We start from the raw sequence: 15,372 nt of genomic DNA, 5'->3' as shown, positions 1-15,372 counted from the left end.
GATTTCACGATATGACTGACAACACCCGTTTGAGCCCCGGCGACACGATCGGAATTCTCGGCGGCGGACAACTTGGCCGGATGCTGGCGCAGTCAGCTGCCAGCCTCGGATTGAAATCGCACATCTTTTGTCCCGATCCCAACAGTCCCGCTTTCGATGTCAGCTCCAACTTCACCGTTGCGCCCTATGAGGACGTCGACGCACTTGATCGATTCGCGGCCGCCGTTTCCGTTGTCACTTACGAGTTTGAGAACGTCCCAGGACCAACAGCCGCCCATCTTGACCGGAAGGTGGCGGTCCGCCCGGGCGCAAGAGCACTTTCTGTGTCTCAGGACCGACTGTCGGAAAAGCGGTTCCTCGCGGACACAGGTGTTGCGATTGCAGATTTCCGCGAGATCAATTCTCAAGAGGACGTCGAGCAGGCTGTTGCTGAGTTTGCCGGGAAAGGCGTTTTGAAGACGCGGCGCTTTGGCTATGACGGCAAGGGTCAGCTGATGATCCGCACTCCCAATGATGTCGCCAATGCCTATGAACGGCTTGGCAGTGTGCCAACCGTCCTCGAAGCCTTGATTGACTTTGAATGTGAAGTGTCCGTCATCGTGGCCAGAGATCTTGACGGCAATTGCGCCAGCTACGACATCGCCCGAAACCATCATGAAAATCACATTTTGAAGACATCCACTGTGCCGGCGGGCGTTGCGAAGGAAACGTTGGATGCGGCACGGAACATGGCCGCAAAAATCGTCACAGGCCTTAACTATGTTGGCGTGATGGGCGTGGAAATGTTTCTGGTGAAGAGCGGCGACGGCGAGGAATTGCTCGTCAACGAAATTGCACCGCGAGTTCACAATTCCGGTCACTGGACACAAGATGCGTGTCTCACCTCTCAGTTCGACCAGCATATTCGTGCCGTCGCGGGTTGGCCGCTCGGCGCGGCAACGCGTCACTCTGACGTCGTCATGGAAAACCTCATTGGCCATGATGCCGATGATTGGAAGGCTGTTCTGGAAGAGCCTTCAGCCAAATTGCACCTCTATGGCAAGGCCGAAACCAGGGACGGGCGCAAGATGGGTCACGTCAACCGGATTTCGAGCAAAACCACCTGACGGGGTCAAAAAGTCACCAGGCCGAGCCGTTCCCGCTTTGCAAAGCGCAGATTTGCGAGAATCGCGACTGAGGCCAGTCCGCCCGCCAACCCACACCAGACGCCAACACCACCCCAACCGGCGACAAAACCAAGGCCAAGGGACAGGCTGATACCAACGACCCAATAGCCGAAGAGTGCAAAAAACAGCGGGATTGTAGTATCGCCCAGTCCGCGCAAATTGTTGACGCCGATAATCTGTCCACCATCGGCCAACTGAAACAGCGCCGCCACCAGCAGGAACGAAACACCGTAGCGAAGGACCTCGTTGGCTTCCGGGTCGCTGAGATCCAGATAAAACCCGACCAGAATTTCGGGAATGGTCCAGAACGCGACAGCGAAGCAGCCCATGAAGGCGACTGTCGTACAAAGCGCTGTCCATCCGGCCCTGCCGACACCTGCGTGATCGCCTCGACCGGCCGCAAGGCTGACGCGGGTCATGGCTGCGACCGACAGACCTACAGGAACCATGAAGGTTATTGAGGCAATTTGCAGCGCAATACCGTGTCCGGCCAGCGGAAGTGTACCCAGCCATCCGATCATGATCGACGATGCGGTAAACAGCGACCCTTCAGCGATGATCGTCAACGCGATTGGTGTACCCAGTCGAACGATCTGGAAAAAGACGGGCCAGTCCGAGCGCCAGATACGGCCCATGATGTTGTAGCGGCGCAATTTTGGATGCCAAACGGCATAGGCCAGCAGGAACAGGAAGGTTGTGGTCGCACTGAAGACGGAGGCAATGCCGGCGCCAACAAGCTCCAGTCGAGGAAAACCGAATTCACCGAAAATCAGAAGGTAATCGGCAATCGCATTGACGACGGCACCGGCAATTGTCGCCCAGAGCACAACCTGCGTGCGCTCCATGACGGTTAAAAACCCGCGCACGGCCATGATCAGCAAAGCAGGCAACATCGTCCATTGCAGATAGCGCATATAGTGCCCGGCCAGGTATGCCAGTTCCGGATCCTGCCCCAGAAGCAGCAGGATCGATTCCGTGAAAAACAGAATGCACCAGACCGGAATGCAAAAGAGCACCGAAATCCAGAAGCCCATGCGCACGGCCCGGCGCAGATCCCGCAATTTGCGCTGGCCGCGAGCGCGTGCAGCCAGTGGAATCACCGCTTGCAGCAAACCCATGCCGAAAAACCACAGCAACATGTAGAAATTGAAGGCAAGCACTGAGGCGGCAAGTTCTTGAGCGCCCAGTCTGCCAATCATCAACACATCCGTTGTGTTGATCGCCATCTGGGCAATCTGCGCTCCGGCCAATGGCAGGCCGAGCGCCAGCGTTGGCAGAATATCGCTGCGCCACAAAGACTGATTTGTTGCCGAATCGGGGACCCCGGACGCTGGCCGCGCCATTGTTTCCTCCAAAAACAGGGCTGGATGGATGCTCTTCTGGAATAGAGATCTTGAAAATGAGAGCCAATCAGCAGTAATCCTCAAATCAGAGACTGTCTACAATTCTTCGCAGCCTCTACAGGCGCAAAAGTCCGCCACGGAACCTGTTTCTTTTCGAATGACTGTGGACAGGCGCAGCGGGCTCTGGTATCAAGCGCACCAAAGTGAGCGACGCGTCAGCGGCGATCAGGCTTCTTTGCACTTGTGAATGCTTAGCCCTGCAGGGCGTATATGAGCGTTACATGCGTGTGTTCAGCCCGAACGCAAATCTTGTTGGCGAGACCTTGCTTAAATCATAGTCCATTCTTGCTGCGGAACGGCCGCGGCGCATCGAAAACGGGAAAAAACGCGTGCAGGTTCTGGTTCGCGACAACAATGTCGATCAAGCGCTGAAGGCGCTTAAGAAAAAGATGCAGCGCGAAGGCATCTTCCGTGAAATGAAACTTCGCGGTCATTTTGAAAAACCGTCTGAAAAGAAAGCGCGCGAAAAAGCTGAAGCTATCCGCCGCGCTCGCAAGCTGGCTCGTAAACGGGCACAGCGTGAAGGCTTGCTTCCGGGCAAGTCCGCTCGCCGCTAAACCGGCTTGAGCATATTTGGCAGCAGGCGCTGCCGATCTCAATAAACTGCCGTAAGGCCGGCCGATGTCACGGTCGGCTTTTTGGCGTTTATCGAGAGATTGCTCTGGACACCGGCCGCACGGAGATCGTTAGCCATACTCCCGCCCAATTGGAGGCAGAAGAACGGCATGGTTTATCGCTTGACTGTAAGAGATCATATGTGCCGCATGCGCAACTTTCTGCCACATGCCATTGTTCTGAGCCTGGCTACGTTTCTGGCCGCCTGCAACACGTCCAGTGTCTATAACAACGTTCCCGTGAACAAGTCAGCCGGATCGGCAACCAACATCGCGTCACTGACAGCGGTGATCGAGGCCAATCCGTCCGACGCCAGCGCATACAGCACGCGCGGCATCGCCTACGGCCAGGCCGGAAAGCTCGACAACGCTGTCGAAGACTTCAACCGGGCCCTGCAGCTTAATCCGCAGTCCTATCAGACATACGCGAACCGGGCACTTGTCTATCGTCGCATGGGCCGCAATCAGGAAGCTGTTTCCGATTATACGCGGGCCATCAATATCAAGCCGGACTACGATGTCGCTTATGTCGGTCGCGGCAACATCTATCGGCAGCAGGGTAATTTTTCCGCTGCCCTGTCAGATTTCAACTCCGTCATCACCCGCGACAGCAGCGATGCGCGTGCGTTTTATAACAGAGGTCTGATCTATCAGGCGCAGAACCAGCACCCTCAGGCCATCGAAGACTTCGCAACGGCAATCGGGCTGAACCCGAAGGCAAGTGCGCCTTATACCGCGCGCGGCATTTCCTATATTGCCGTAAACGACCCGACCACGGCGTTTTCAGACCTTTCCATGGCCGTCAATCTTGACCGGGATTCTTCAATTGCCTGGGCCAATCGCGGCCTTGCGCAGGAAATGCTCGGCAAGCCAAAGGAAGCTCGGCGGAACTATACCCGCGCGATCACACTGGACAATTCGAACCAGGTTGCCCGCGAAGGCCTGGGCCGCGTCGGAAGCTGATTGTCGCAGCGTTTTCCTAAAATGGGCATTCGGCACGAAACGTGACCCGCTCGCCATTCGCCGGGTGATGCAAAGTCAGGCTTTCAGCGTGAAGCGCCAGACGGTCTGAGGCGTTCAAGGCTTCATCCGATGCATAGAACCTGTCTCCGATGATCGGGTGGCCGAGCGAGAGCATATGAACCCGCAACTGATGTGAGCGCCCCGTCAGGGGAAAGAGGCGCAGACGCGTTGTCTGCGCGTCGCGCTCAAGAACCTGCCATCGTGTCTGCGCCGGTTTTCCATGTTCGAAACTGACCATCTGTTTGGGTCTGTTGGGCCAGTCGCAAATTAGCGGCAGATCAACCTCTCCCGTGTCCTCAAGCACATGGCCCCACACCACCGCAACATAGGTCTTTTCGGTTTTCCGTCTCTCAAACTGCAAGCCGAGATGCCGATGGGACTTGCCATTCATGGCCAGAACCATCACGCCGGATGTATCCATGTCCAGCCTGTGCACGATACGGGACTGATCATGCGCCTCCCGCGCCCGCTTCTCGATGCAGTCCGAGTGCTCCGGCGCTTTTCCCGGAACACTGAGCAGACCGCTCGGCTTGTTCACGACAAGCAACTCCGCATCGACATGAAGCACCTCAAGATAAGGGCTCATCGGAGGCTTATAGTGAAACGCTGTCGGAACAGGCAGATTCATGAGCTGTGCAATCAGGTCTCAACCAAAAATAAAAGGCGCGGCTGTGGCCGCGCCTTGAATACCGACACAGTGTCTGGGTCGACGATCCGTCAGACAGTCAGAATCGCGAGGATACCTGTCAGGACGAAAACCACGGTTGGTGGGATCCAACCTGAAGCACCCAGGGCCAGGCCAATTCCGGAAGAAACGATTGTCGCGATCAGCATCAACCAGCCGAATACAACAGCAGTCGTGCCGCCAAAGCCGAAAAGGATCAGCAACAACACGACGTTCAGACATGCGATCGTGCCGACTTTCGAGAAGTTGATGAACCCCTCGTACGTCCGCTCGTGAGCATCGTAGTCCATTGCAGGTGCGTTTTCGTCAGACATGAAGTTCCCCAGAAAAAATCTTTAGTCGGCAGTCTACATACAATAAAGCCTGTGCACTCGGCAATGATCTGAATTGCATTATTCGCCTCTCAGACGCGACTCTTTGACCGGTTGGTCTTGCCGGAGCTTTCCAGGCGAACACCGTCGGCTCAGGCAGCATGCGTTTCATTCGCAAGGCCTGCCGCACCCAGCACACGGTCCTGTCGAGCACGCACGGTTGCGGCCTCAAAACCATCGATCTGCTCATTGAACAACTCAAAGAAATTCAGTTCCGCTCGCAAATGCAGAAACACACCACCCAGTCCGATTGCGGCACGGTCCATGAAGACGAATTCCTGCGGTACGGTGACCGGTCCAAGTTCCTTGAGTGCGGAATGGACACGGAAAGCTTCCTTGCGGCCGTATTCTGCGGCAGAAACACCATCGGCAATCGAGCGCACGCGATCCGTCAAAAGCGGGCCGTAGATGAAACGAGCCCAAATGTTCAGAACTTCAATGACCTCCTTCTTGAGATTTGTGAAGCCCCACCGCTCGTACGCAGCGACCACGCGGTCATTGTTTTCCTCAAGCAGCCCACGGTAGAGCTCGACCACCCCTTCGACAAAGGCTTCCGGAAAGATACGGATGCAACCGTAGTCCAGGAGGTTGATGCCCGCAGGTGTGCTGTCCTGTTCAAAAACCGTGTAGTTACCCAGATGCGGATCGCCGTGAATGACACCAAAATGACTGAAGGGATGCCACCAGGCCTGGAACATTGTCCTGGCCAGATGATTGCGGTCTTCCAGACTATGTTCCTTGAACTCAAGGAGCGGCTTGCCGGTCAACCAGCCCATCGTCAGCAGACGACCCGTCGACAGGTCGTCTACGACCTTCGGGACCCTGATATCTTCGCTTTCTGACAAAATGTCCTGGTACATCGCGATATGAGCAGCCTCGCGGCCATAGTCGAGTTCTTCTCGAACACGCGCGCTGATTTCCTTGGCGATTTCCCGCGTATCAATGGCCGGGCTCATGCGGCGATGCAACGAAAACAGCATCTGAAGTTGCTTGAGATCGGCTTCCACTGCCGAGGCCATATCCGGATACTGCAGTTTGCAGGCAAGTACGCGGCCGTCATGCGCGGTAGCACGATGAACCTGCCCAAGCGAAGCCGCGGCGGCAGGTTCACGGCCGAATTCGGCAAACCTGCTCTGCCAGTCCGCGCCAAGCTCGGCCCGCATCCGCCGTTTGACGAATGCCCAGCCCATCGGAGGCGCGCTTGCCTGGAGTTTGGCAAGTTCAGTTGTGTATTCCGGCGGCAATGCGTCGGGAATGGTGGACAACAGCTGCGCCACTTTCATCAACGGCCCTTTGAGGCCACCGAGCGCTTCAGCCAGCTCGGCCGCATTCTTGGCGTTGTCGAGCTCCATTCCGAACAATCGGGCACCCGCAACTTTGGCTGCAATCCCGCCCATATTCGTACCAACCTTGGCATAGCGCCCTACTCTGGCACTGAAGCGATTGCTTTCACGGTCTTTGGACGGCGGCATCTTGCAGGGCTCTCCCCGGTTGGCTCAACAAAGTGTATTCGGACTAAATATGTATCTCGCCGCCAATATCCAGCGGCAAGATCAGTCAGAATGCCGCAGACGTTCGGAGACATTGCGCAAGGCAGCGACAAGTGCATCTCGCGAAGTATGCAGTCCTTTGTAGCGCAATTGTTCGTTGCTCAACGCCAGCAACTGCCTTGAGAGCCCACTGGCAACGTTTGAACAGTTAGCATGGCTTTGGAGTGCAGCCATCGGGTCATGATGGATCTTGATCGTAAAGAGGATATCGCCCGATCCAGGCAAGCGCCGAAGGGTCTGCCTTTCAACTCGCAGGAAAAGCGACGCCAGAACCCGCGCGGTATCTGCCACCTCAATATGATGCGCACCTGGATGATAGAGCTTCTCATCCGGATAGACTGACCAGTTGAACCTGCAAAGAAGTTGTCCCGGCTTAAGGTTGTCAAAAAGGCGCGCCACCATCTGGCCCATGCGCGCGCCGTTGAAATCGGGCACAGTCTCGTGGATATCAGCCATCGACAGTCCGAACTTTTGTCCCAGCGACCAGGAAGACGGGAAGCACAATGATGCCGCAACAAGGCGGTAGCCGTTCTCTCCCGGGCGCATGAGGACAAGATCCTCCTGAACCATCAAGGATGCTGTTTTCAATGCCGGAAGATCTGCGTGGTTTATCCGGCGTCCGGCGGCAGGAATCCTCACACCGCTTGAATGAACATCATGTGTGCCGCTGTGAAAGCGCTTTAGATGGTCAAGAACGAGATCAAGCACCTCGGTCTGCGCAGCCTTCGTATCGGGCTCAGCCCGAAAAACATCATCGGGCCTTTCTGCGAACAATCTGTCCTTTTCGGCAAGGTGCGACGCCAGAAACGGATCGGTTTCGAGCCAATCCTTTTCTGAAACGGGCTTCAATCCAACCGTAAATGGCTGACTGGTCCCGTCATAAGGCCGGTGCTGAAAGTGGACAGATCGTTCTTCCGTCAATGCACTTTGCCTCAGGCCCTATCGAGGTCTTCCAGTTCATCGATGATCCGTTCTATGACGGATAGGCCTTTCTTCCAGAAGTCGGGATCAGCTGCGCTCAGTCCGAAAGGTTCCAACAATTCGGAATGATGCTTGGTGCCACCAGCTTTCAACAGATCAAAGTACTTTTCCTGGAAGCCCGTTTCCGCTTCTTCATAAACGGCATAGAGCGAGTTCACGAGGCAGTCGCCAAAGGCATAGGCGTAAACATAGAACGGCGAATGAATGAAATGAGGGATATAGGTCCAGTAGGTTTCATAGCCCTCGTTCAGTTTGATTGCCGGACCGAGGCTTTCCTCCTGCACGGAAAGCCACAACTCGCCGATCTTGTCTGAAGTCAGTTCGCCATTGCGCCGTTCGGAGTGCACCTTGCGCTCGAACGTGTAAAACGCGATCTGCCGCACCACGGTGTTGATCATGTCCTCCGCCTTGGACGCCAGCATCACTTTTCGCGTCTGCGGATCGGAAGCCTTTGCAAGCAAGGACTTGAACGTCAGCATTTCACCAAAGACACTTGCGGTTTCAGCAAGCGTCAATGGTGTCGGCGCCATGAGTGCACCGTTTGGCCCTGCCAGAACCTGGTGCACCCCGTGACCGAGTTCATGGGCAAGTGTCATGACATCGCGGATCTTGCCCTGATAGTTCAGCAGCACATAAGGATGCGCGCTTGGCACTGTCGGGTGTGCGAAAGCTCCCGGTGCTTTACCGGAGCGCGCGGGTGCATCAATCCAGTTCTTGTCGAAAAATCGACCGGCAATGTCTGCCATATCAGGCGAGAACGCGCTGTAAGCAGACAGCACGGTTTGTTTGGCTTCGTCCCAGGAAATCACACGTGTATCGGCGTCAGGCAGCGGCGCGTTGCGGTCCCAGGTGTTCAACTGATCCATGCCGAGCCATTTGGCCTTCAGCTTGTAGTACCGATGCGACAGGCGCGGATAGGCATCGCGAACAGCAGCAACCATCGCCTCGACGACATCTCGCTCCACCCGGTTGGCCAGGTGCCGACTGTCGGCAATATCGGAAAAATTACGCCACCGATCTGAAATTTCCTTGTCCTTGGCCAAGGTGTTGGTGATCAAGGTGAAGGTTCCAAGATTTGCCTTGAAAGTGGCGGTCAGCGCTTCAGACGCTTTGCGACGCGTGTCCGCAGAGGGGTCCACCAGCATATTGAGTGTCGGCTCGATGGTGAGATCCTGATCGTCGACCTTGAACGTGAGAGACGCCATGGTCTCATCGAACAACCGGTTCCAGGCACTGCTCCCGGTGACAGATTTTTCGTGAAACAATTGCTCGACGCGATCTTCCAGCTGATACGGCTTGTCTTTGCGCAGATCCTCAATCCAGGGTCTGTAATGCGCAAGCTGTTGGTCCCGAAGAGCTGTTTCGACGACAGCGTCCTCAACCTGATTCAATTCAAGCGTGAAAAACAGCAGATGCGAGCTGGCAGTCGTGATCTGTTCCTGCACATCACCATAAAATTTCTGTGAAACGGGATCGACGGTGTTACCGGCATAAACCAGGCCAGCGAACGAGATCAGGCGTCCCATCAAGTCTTGAAGATCTTCATAAGCTCGGATGGCAGTGACCAGCGCAGGCACATTGTTCTTGGCCATTTCCGCGAGCCGGCCTTTATAGGAAGCCTCAAAGGTTTTTGCGCGATCCAGGCTCTCTTTCAAATCCGCTGAGACTTCAGGTGCATCCACCGCTTGATAAAGATCGCTCAGGTTCCACTCCGGAAGGGAGCCAAGGTCAGCCGCTGCTGAAGACTGAGAGGCAAAAACGGGTGTCGGGAAAGGCATGAGTGTCTCCGGGAACGGTCGGCCAAAGATGCAGGCAATGAAAATGCCCTCCTGACTAATTAGGCGCGCCAGGCCCAACCCTGCAATCGGAAAAGGAAAACTTTTTCACCTTCACTTGGACGATTTGTTTACCCAATTGCGACCAGAATGGCTCGAAACGAGACAATTCAGGGCGATCAGAGCACGCAATGCAAGCAATCAGCGGCAAAATTCTTATCGTTGACGACGATCCCATTCAGCGCAGACTGCTACAGGAAGCCGTCAAGAAATTCGGCTACCGCTCGAAAACAGCGGAAAACGGTGCTGAGGCGGTTCGCATCATGACCGGTCCGGAAGCCGGTGAGATCGATTTGATCATTCTGGACATGGTCATGCCCGAACTGGATGGCCTGGGTGTGCTCGAACGCCTGCGAGGAGACAAGATCGCAACGCCGGTCATTGTCCAGACAGCGCATGGCGGCATCGATACGGTTGTATCGGTCATGAATGCTGGTGCTCAGGATTTTGCTGTTAAGCCGGTTGCGCCGGAACGCCTGAATGTTTCCATTCGCAATCTCCTCAAGACATCTGCACTTGAGGGCGAGATCACCCGTTTCAGAAAGCAGGCCTCCGGAACGCTGACTTTCGCAGACATCGTCACACGATCAGCCGCGATGGAACGTGTCATCAATCTGGGCAAACGCGCTGCTGCTTCGAATATTCCCATTCTGATTGAGGGAGAAAGCGGCGTCGGCAAGGAGATGATTGCCAGCGCGATTCAAGGTTCCAGCGACCGCAAGTCAAAACCGCTGGTGACCGTCAACTGCGGCGCTATTCCGGACAATCTGGTGGAGTCCATTTTGTTCGGACATGAAAAAGGAGCCTTTACGGGTGCCGTCGACAAACATGTCGGCAAATTCCAGGAAGCGCATGGCGGCACGCTTTTCCTCGATGAGGTTGGTGAACTGCCGCAGGATGTGCAGGTGAAACTGCTTCGCGCAATCCAGGAAGGTGAAATTGACCCCATTGGCGCCCGCAGACCCGTCAAAGTGGATTTCAGGCTGATTTCAGCAACCAACCGACGCCTGGTCGACCAGGTCAAGGAAGGCGCTTTTCGGGAAGATCTTTACTACCGTTTGAATGTCTTTCCGATCTGGATACCCCCGCTGCGCGACAGACGTGAAGACATTCCAGCCCTGACACGGCATTTTCTCGCTCGATTTGCAGCTGAAGAAGGCAAACCTCAGGTCGCGGGCGTGACACCTGAAACTCTGGAGCTTCTTCAGGCCTATCACTGGCCGGGCAATATCCGGCAGCTGGAAAATGCTGTCTTCCGTGCCGTCGTCCTGTGCGACGGTGCCCAGCTCACAATAAATGACTTTCCGCAGGTCGCCTCTGCTGCAGACCAGCCATTGGCGCCGTCAGGAACCTTGATGGCATCTGCGCTCTCCGACATTCCGCCTGCGATATCCACCACGCCGGTGAGTGCAGCTGCGGCAAACAGTTCAGCGCCTCCGCCCGCACAACCATCAGCATTCGAACAGGTTGCGCCGTTCGGCTTCATGCGCAACCTGGACAAGGAAGGTCATGTGCGAAAACTCACGGACATAGAGGAAGAGCTGATTCGCGCAGCCATCAATCACTATTCCGGACGCATGACGGAAGTCGCCAAAAGACTCGGAATTGGGCGCTCCACGCTTTATCGCAAGCTCAAGGAATACGGATTGGAAGAGGGCGGCAAAGATGCCGCAGCCTGACTTGAGGCAACTCAAGGACAACTGAATAGATTTGGACGATTTTTTGACGCATTCTCCGGTTATCCAGCGCGACCGGAGGATTTTACCCTCTTCACACTTGCATCGTTGCATTTCTGCCACGATTATCAAACAAGCGGATTTAGGGTAAAAACTTCTTAACCTGCAGCAGCTAATAATCCCTCCTGCTGGGGAGCACGGGATGGGCGCAAGCCCTCGAAAACGGCGAGATAGAGATTGCGTAAACGGTTAGTTGGTTTCAACGCCGCCGTATGGCTGAGACGTGCCGCGAAGATTGCAGGCGCGCTTGCTATTGCGTCTGCCTGCCTGGTGCCTGCTGCACAGGCCGAAACCCGCACACTTAAACTCTACAACACGCACACCAAAGAACGCGTTTCCATCACATTCAAGAAAAACGGCCGCTACCTTCCTGCTGGATTGCGTGAGGCAAACCGTTTCTTGCGCGATTGGCGGCGCAATGAAATCATCAAGATGGATCCGGAACTCCTCGACCTGGTCTGGGAAGTCTATCGGAAGGTCGGCGCGCGGGACCACATTTATGTCGTCTCGAGTTACCGTTCACCGGCGACCAACAACATGCTCCGCAAGCGTTCGTCGGGTGTGGCAAGAAACAGCCAGCACACGCTCGGCAAAGCGATGGATTTTTATATTCCAGGCGTCAATCTTGCCAAGCTGAGAGCAGCCGGTCTGCGCAAGGAAATCGGTGGTGTCGGGTATTATCCACGCTCTGGATCGCCCTTTGTTCATATGGACACCGGCCGGGTTCGGCATTGGCCGAAGATGAGCCGGTCACAACTGGCCAAAGTTTTCCCAAGCGGCAAGACGCTGCATATTCCCTCAGACGGCAAACCGCTTAAGGGTTACAAGATCGCACTTGCGGAAGCCAAATCCGGCAAGAAGAGACCGTCTCGGCCAACCATTGTCGCGTCGAACAACCGCTCCTCCTCCGGTCAGAGCCGGTCTAGCACAAGAGACCAGAACCTGACGAAACCTGGCGCTCCGATCCCGGCGGCCGGCCAGGAGCGCAACACGTCCGGGGGCGGCAATCTGTTCGCAAGTCTGTTCGGTGGCGACAATGACAACAGCAACAGGTCCGCACGTCCGGGAGCTGTTGGCAACCAGCGCAGCACGCCGACACAGGCCACCGTTTCACCCGTGGTGAAAAACCCGCCAGTGCCGGCCAGAAAAGTGCTGGAAGAGCAACAACCTGAACCGACTGCGCCAGTGCTCGTTGCAAGCGCCGCACCGACGTTCAAGCCCGGTATCGACGAACCTATACCACCTGCCGCAATTGGCACCGCAGCTCCCACTGCAAATACTTTGGACGCGCAACGCATTGCGATCGAAAATGGCCAGCCATTGCCGACCAACGCGGCAATCGACAACCGTTTCCAGGTCGCGCGCACACCGTCTCAAAAACCTGATCAGGGCCTCAGTGAGGCCGCGCAGGTTGCAGCAGCAACTCTGGGAACAACCGGCTCAATTCCGGTTCCTGCCGCAGCTCCTGTAACAGACCCTGTTGCGGCTATCGCGGCCGCCACCGGAACCAGAGTTCCTTCGCCTTCGCCTGCACCACGACCTGAAACAACACTGGCTTATGCTTCGGCAAGTGCGACACCGCCTGCATTGAGCCGATCCTTGAGACCATCTATCACCGGTCAACGCCAGGCTGAAGCGCGCCCTCAATCGTCCAATCCAGACCAGCCGGCGCCGGCACAGCCCTCGTTGTCAGGACGCATTCCACGCGATCAGATCGTGGATCCTCTGGCCGGGTTCGCCAGCCTGCCCGACAAATCGGGGTCTACACTTTTGTCAGGTGCAGGAACCACCCGTCACCAGGCCTTTGCGTCACTAAGCCATCCCAACCAGCGCGCCTTGAAAAACGTCATGATGCCGGGCAACCGTTTCGTCTCTTCGAGCTTTGATCGTGCGCCTTATGGTGGGCTTAGAACTGACCGCTTCGATGGTCCGGCAGTGGTTGTGCTTCCCGTGCGCTTTGCACGTTAGAACTTCAGACAGTTCTCAACCAATAAAAAAAAGAGCGGCCCAAAGGCCGCTCATTTTCGTCGTGGCGGGCTATGCACCTGCCGTCAAATCAACCTTCAGATTCGGGCCCTGCCGGCCCGGCCATGCCAAGCGCATGCATATAGAGGTCCAGCACCGCTTCCTCTTCTTCACGCTCATGAGGTTGCTTCTTGCGAAGTGAGACAACCTTGCGCAGAATTTTCACATCGTATCCGTTACCCTTGGCTTCGGCGTAGACGTCCTTGATGTCATCAGAGATGACTTTTTTCTCTTCTTCCAACCGCTCGATACGCTCGACAAATGCGCGCAGCTGATCCGCTGCTACTCCACCCGGATCGGACATGAACTTGGTTCTCCTTCTTGATTTTTCTTCACAGTCTGTGTGTTCCCGGAAAGACGAAATTAGATTGCCTGCCGGAGTTCATGAAAATTTCGTGTGCCCTGCCAGACTCGGTGATGTCCGTCAAGCGGTGAATGGCGGGCAATGACACCATCGATCAGTGCTGAGGTTTGCTTTTTTCAAAAGCCGCCTTCTGTTCAGCGTTTGCCTCGGTCTGATACTTGGACTTCCATTCGTCATAGGGCATGCCGTAAACAATCTCGCGCGCATCCGCCTTCTCCATCGGCAGTCCCTTCTCTGCCGCCGCATCCTGATACCAGTTGGAAAGGCAGTTCCGGCAAAAACCCGAAAGGTTCATCATATCGATGTTCTGAACATCGGTTCTGCCGCGCAGATGATCGACGAGACGCCGGAACACAGCGGCTTCAAGCTCGAGTTTTGTCTGTTCGTCCATAATGCAAACCTCCCTTGATGTTCAAGTTCAAGCCAAATCCGCCACGCTCAGTCCGTGTCGCTGCGCGATTTGAAATGTTGAATCTTCCGGCAATCCGGCATTTGCGCGATTGCGCGCAACGTTGGCTCCAAACGACCGGCCCACTCCTTGGCGCCATTGTCGTCGGCGATCAAATCCTGCCGCAGTTCAAGCAACACATGGGCAAGACCGTTTCGCGTTGCGTGCCGATACATTGTGTCGTTTTTGAGAGCCCCGTCATAGGGTTCATTGTCGCCGACGACGAGGTCATCTTGAGCACGCAATCCGGCAAGCATGGGCTTGACCGCACGCGGATCACAGTCCCACAGAACCGTTGCATGCCACGGTCGCGGCACGCCGCGCCAGACGGGCGTGAAACTGTGGATCGACACCACCACCGGCGGAGGTGACACGGCTTTCATGGCATCGAGCGTGTCATCTATGAGGCTGTGATAGGGCTCATGGAATGCCTGGATGCGAAATGATCTTTCAGCCGCGTCAACGTCAGCGTTTCCCGGCACGACCGCGCCGTCTGATAATCTCATGATCAGTGTCGGATCGTCTTCACCGCGATTTGGATCAATGAAGAGGCGTGAAAATGTCGTCAGGCAGGCAGGTGCTGCCAGACGTTTGGCAAGTTCCAGGGTAACGGCGCGTGCTCCGATGTCGTAGCCGATATGCCGCCGAAACTGTTCAGCGGGAACTCCAAGGTCGCCATAGCCCGGGGGCACTGTATTGCGCGCATGGTCACACAAGAGCAAAAGGCCGGAACTGAGGTCCCCAGGAATGTATTCTGTTGGCTGAAAAGCTTCGCCAGCCTCGGCTGCTGTTTCTATCATTTCTCGCGTCGTGGAAAATCTGAAGGCGTCTGCAGGCGCAGGCGGACAGGTTTAAGGCAATCTCGTTCCGGAACCAAGCCTGAATAATAATCTGTCCTCCGTCCGAATCGACAGAACCGTCACCCCTAGATCCAGCAAATGGATGTGTTACGGAAAACAGCTTTGTTTTCAGGAGCTTTCCTGAGGAAAGACCTGCTTTGTATACGGTTTATTGATGGCTAACCTCTATCAGGGTCGCAACGGCCATGTTCCCGCCCCATTTTTGACTTCATAGGTGGGGTAATCGTCCTTTCGGGCAATTTTCATGGGACGGTTGCGGGATTAAGTCTGGGCGAAAGCCATCCGTATCCTGTTAACGACGTTGACAAGAC

General features: G+C 55.7%; 14 protein-coding genes. 5 read left to right on the top strand and 9 right to left on the bottom strand.

The window, feature by feature from the left end:
* Positions 1-11: 11 nt before the first annotated feature.
* Positions 12-1,106 (top strand): 5-(carboxyamino)imidazole ribonucleotide synthase, encoded by a 1,095-nt coding sequence (locus tag FIV00_RS05945; protein ID WP_152499879.1) that lies wholly within the window; start codon positions 12-14, stop codon positions 1,104-1,106.
* 5 nt (positions 1,107-1,111) lie between these two features.
* Here the strand turns inward: FIV00_RS05945 and FIV00_RS05940 are convergent, their stop codons facing one another.
* The gene (locus FIV00_RS05940) at positions 1,112-2,509 is read right to left on the bottom strand and encodes an MATE family efflux transporter (RefSeq protein WP_173005895.1); all 1,398 of its coding nucleotides are present in this window, start codon (positions 2,507-2,509) and stop codon (positions 1,112-1,114) included.
* A gap of 389 nt (positions 2,510-2,898) precedes the next feature.
* On the opposite strand from FIV00_RS05940, the gene rpsU reads away from it, so the two are divergent.
* A complete protein-coding gene (rpsU, locus tag FIV00_RS05935) occupies positions 2,899-3,126 on the top strand; it encodes a 30S ribosomal protein S21 (protein WP_008188883.1) in 228 nt (75 codons plus the stop codon).
* Between the two features lie 168 nt (positions 3,127-3,294).
* Positions 3,295-4,146 carry a tetratricopeptide repeat protein gene (locus FIV00_RS05930; RefSeq protein ID WP_209006828.1) on the top strand — a complete coding sequence of 284 codons (852 nt, stop codon included), beginning with the start codon at positions 3,295-3,297 and terminating at the stop codon, positions 4,144-4,146.
* Positions 4,147-4,162: 16 nt separating this feature from the next.
* Here the strand turns inward: FIV00_RS05930 and FIV00_RS05925 are convergent, their stop codons facing one another.
* The 5 genes from FIV00_RS05925 to FIV00_RS05905 form a co-directional block, all read right to left on the bottom strand.
* Complete coding sequence (locus FIV00_RS05925; protein WP_152499878.1) at positions 4,163-4,834, bottom strand: RluA family pseudouridine synthase; 672 nt, start codon at positions 4,832-4,834, stop codon at positions 4,163-4,165.
* Positions 4,835-4,923: 89 nt separating this feature from the next.
* Positions 4,924-5,205 carry an aa3-type cytochrome c oxidase subunit IV gene (locus FIV00_RS05920; protein WP_152499877.1) on the bottom strand — a complete coding sequence of 94 codons (282 nt, stop codon included), beginning with the start codon at positions 5,203-5,205 and terminating at the stop codon, positions 4,924-4,926.
* Between the two features lie 149 nt (positions 5,206-5,354).
* A complete protein-coding gene (locus FIV00_RS05915) occupies positions 5,355-6,734 on the bottom strand; it encodes an AarF/ABC1/UbiB kinase family protein (RefSeq protein WP_152499876.1) in 1,380 nt (459 codons plus the stop codon).
* Between the two features lie 81 nt (positions 6,735-6,815).
* Positions 6,816-7,733: a DUF3445 domain-containing protein gene (locus tag FIV00_RS05910; protein ID WP_152499875.1), complete on the bottom strand. Its 918-nt coding sequence runs from the start codon at positions 7,731-7,733 to the stop codon at positions 6,816-6,818.
* Between the two features lie 11 nt (positions 7,734-7,744).
* Positions 7,745-9,571, bottom strand: coding sequence for a M3 family oligoendopeptidase (locus FIV00_RS05905; protein WP_152499874.1), 1,827 nt, complete (start codon positions 9,569-9,571; stop codon positions 7,745-7,747).
* A 188-nt stretch (positions 9,572-9,759) separates the two neighbouring features.
* On the opposite strand from FIV00_RS05905, the gene FIV00_RS05900 reads away from it, so the two are divergent.
* Positions 9,760-11,307 carry a sigma-54 dependent transcriptional regulator gene (locus FIV00_RS05900; protein WP_173005894.1) on the top strand — a complete coding sequence of 516 codons (1,548 nt, stop codon included), beginning with the start codon at positions 9,760-9,762 and terminating at the stop codon, positions 11,305-11,307.
* A 291-nt stretch (positions 11,308-11,598) separates the two neighbouring features.
* Positions 11,599-13,332: a DUF882 domain-containing protein gene (locus FIV00_RS05895; protein WP_371419579.1), complete on the top strand. Its 1,734-nt coding sequence runs from the start codon at positions 11,599-11,601 to the stop codon at positions 13,330-13,332.
* 88 nt (positions 13,333-13,420) lie between these two features.
* Here the strand turns inward: FIV00_RS05895 and FIV00_RS05890 are convergent, their stop codons facing one another.
* The 3 genes from FIV00_RS05890 to FIV00_RS05880 form a co-directional block, all read right to left on the bottom strand.
* The gene (locus FIV00_RS05890) at positions 13,421-13,693 is read right to left on the bottom strand and encodes a DUF2312 domain-containing protein (RefSeq protein ID WP_152499872.1); all 273 of its coding nucleotides are present in this window, start codon (positions 13,691-13,693) and stop codon (positions 13,421-13,423) included.
* Positions 13,694-13,847: 154 nt separating this feature from the next.
* A complete protein-coding gene (locus tag FIV00_RS05885; protein WP_152499871.1) occupies positions 13,848-14,144 on the bottom strand; it encodes a DUF1244 domain-containing protein in 297 nt (98 codons plus the stop codon).
* Positions 14,145-14,191: 47 nt separating this feature from the next.
* The gene (locus tag FIV00_RS05880; RefSeq protein WP_152499870.1) at positions 14,192-15,001 is read right to left on the bottom strand and encodes an N-formylglutamate amidohydrolase; all 810 of its coding nucleotides are present in this window, start codon (positions 14,999-15,001) and stop codon (positions 14,192-14,194) included.
* Positions 15,002-15,372 lie beyond the last annotated feature (371 nt).

Origin of the sequence: Labrenzia sp. THAF82, from assembly GCF_009363435.1 — a bacterium.
In the GTDB taxonomy this organism is placed as follows: Bacteria; Pseudomonadota; Alphaproteobacteria; order Rhizobiales; family Stappiaceae; genus Roseibium; species Roseibium porphyridii.
Note: the sequence above shows the minus strand (reverse complement) of the source record. Positions and strands in the feature narration are given on the sequence as shown.

Excerpts from the sequence above, each read along its gene's own strand:
- FIV00_RS05900 (WP_173005894.1), top strand. The coding sequence starts at position 9,760 with ATGCAAGCAATCAGCGGCAAAATTCTTATCGTTGACGACGATCCCATT.
- FIV00_RS05915 (WP_152499876.1), bottom strand. The coding sequence starts at position 6,734 with ATGCCGCCGTCCAAAGACCGTGAAAGCAATCGCTTCAGTGCCAGAGTA.
- FIV00_RS05885 (WP_152499871.1), bottom strand. The coding sequence starts at position 14,144 with ATGGACGAACAGACAAAACTCGAGCTTGAAGCCGCTGTGTTCCGGCGT.
- FIV00_RS05945 (WP_152499879.1), top strand. The coding sequence starts at position 12 with ATGACTGACAACACCCGTTTGAGCCCCGGCGACACGATCGGAATTCTC.
- FIV00_RS05905 (WP_152499874.1), bottom strand. The coding sequence starts at position 9,571 with ATGCCTTTCCCGACACCCGTTTTTGCCTCTCAGTCTTCAGCAGCGGCT.
- FIV00_RS05930 (WP_209006828.1), top strand. The coding sequence starts at position 3,295 with ATGGTTTATCGCTTGACTGTAAGAGATCATATGTGCCGCATGCGCAAC.
- FIV00_RS05925 (WP_152499878.1), bottom strand. The coding sequence starts at position 4,834 with ATGAATCTGCCTGTTCCGACAGCGTTTCACTATAAGCCTCCGATGAGC.
- FIV00_RS05940 (WP_173005895.1), bottom strand. The coding sequence starts at position 2,509 with ATGGCGCGGCCAGCGTCCGGGGTCCCCGATTCGGCAACAAATCAGTCT.
- FIV00_RS05880 (WP_152499870.1), bottom strand. The coding sequence starts at position 15,001 with ATGATAGAAACAGCAGCCGAGGCTGGCGAAGCTTTTCAGCCAACAGAA.
- FIV00_RS05920 (WP_152499877.1), bottom strand. The coding sequence starts at position 5,205 with ATGTCTGACGAAAACGCACCTGCAATGGACTACGATGCTCACGAGCGG.
- FIV00_RS05890 (WP_152499872.1), bottom strand. The coding sequence starts at position 13,693 with ATGTCCGATCCGGGTGGAGTAGCAGCGGATCAGCTGCGCGCATTTGTC.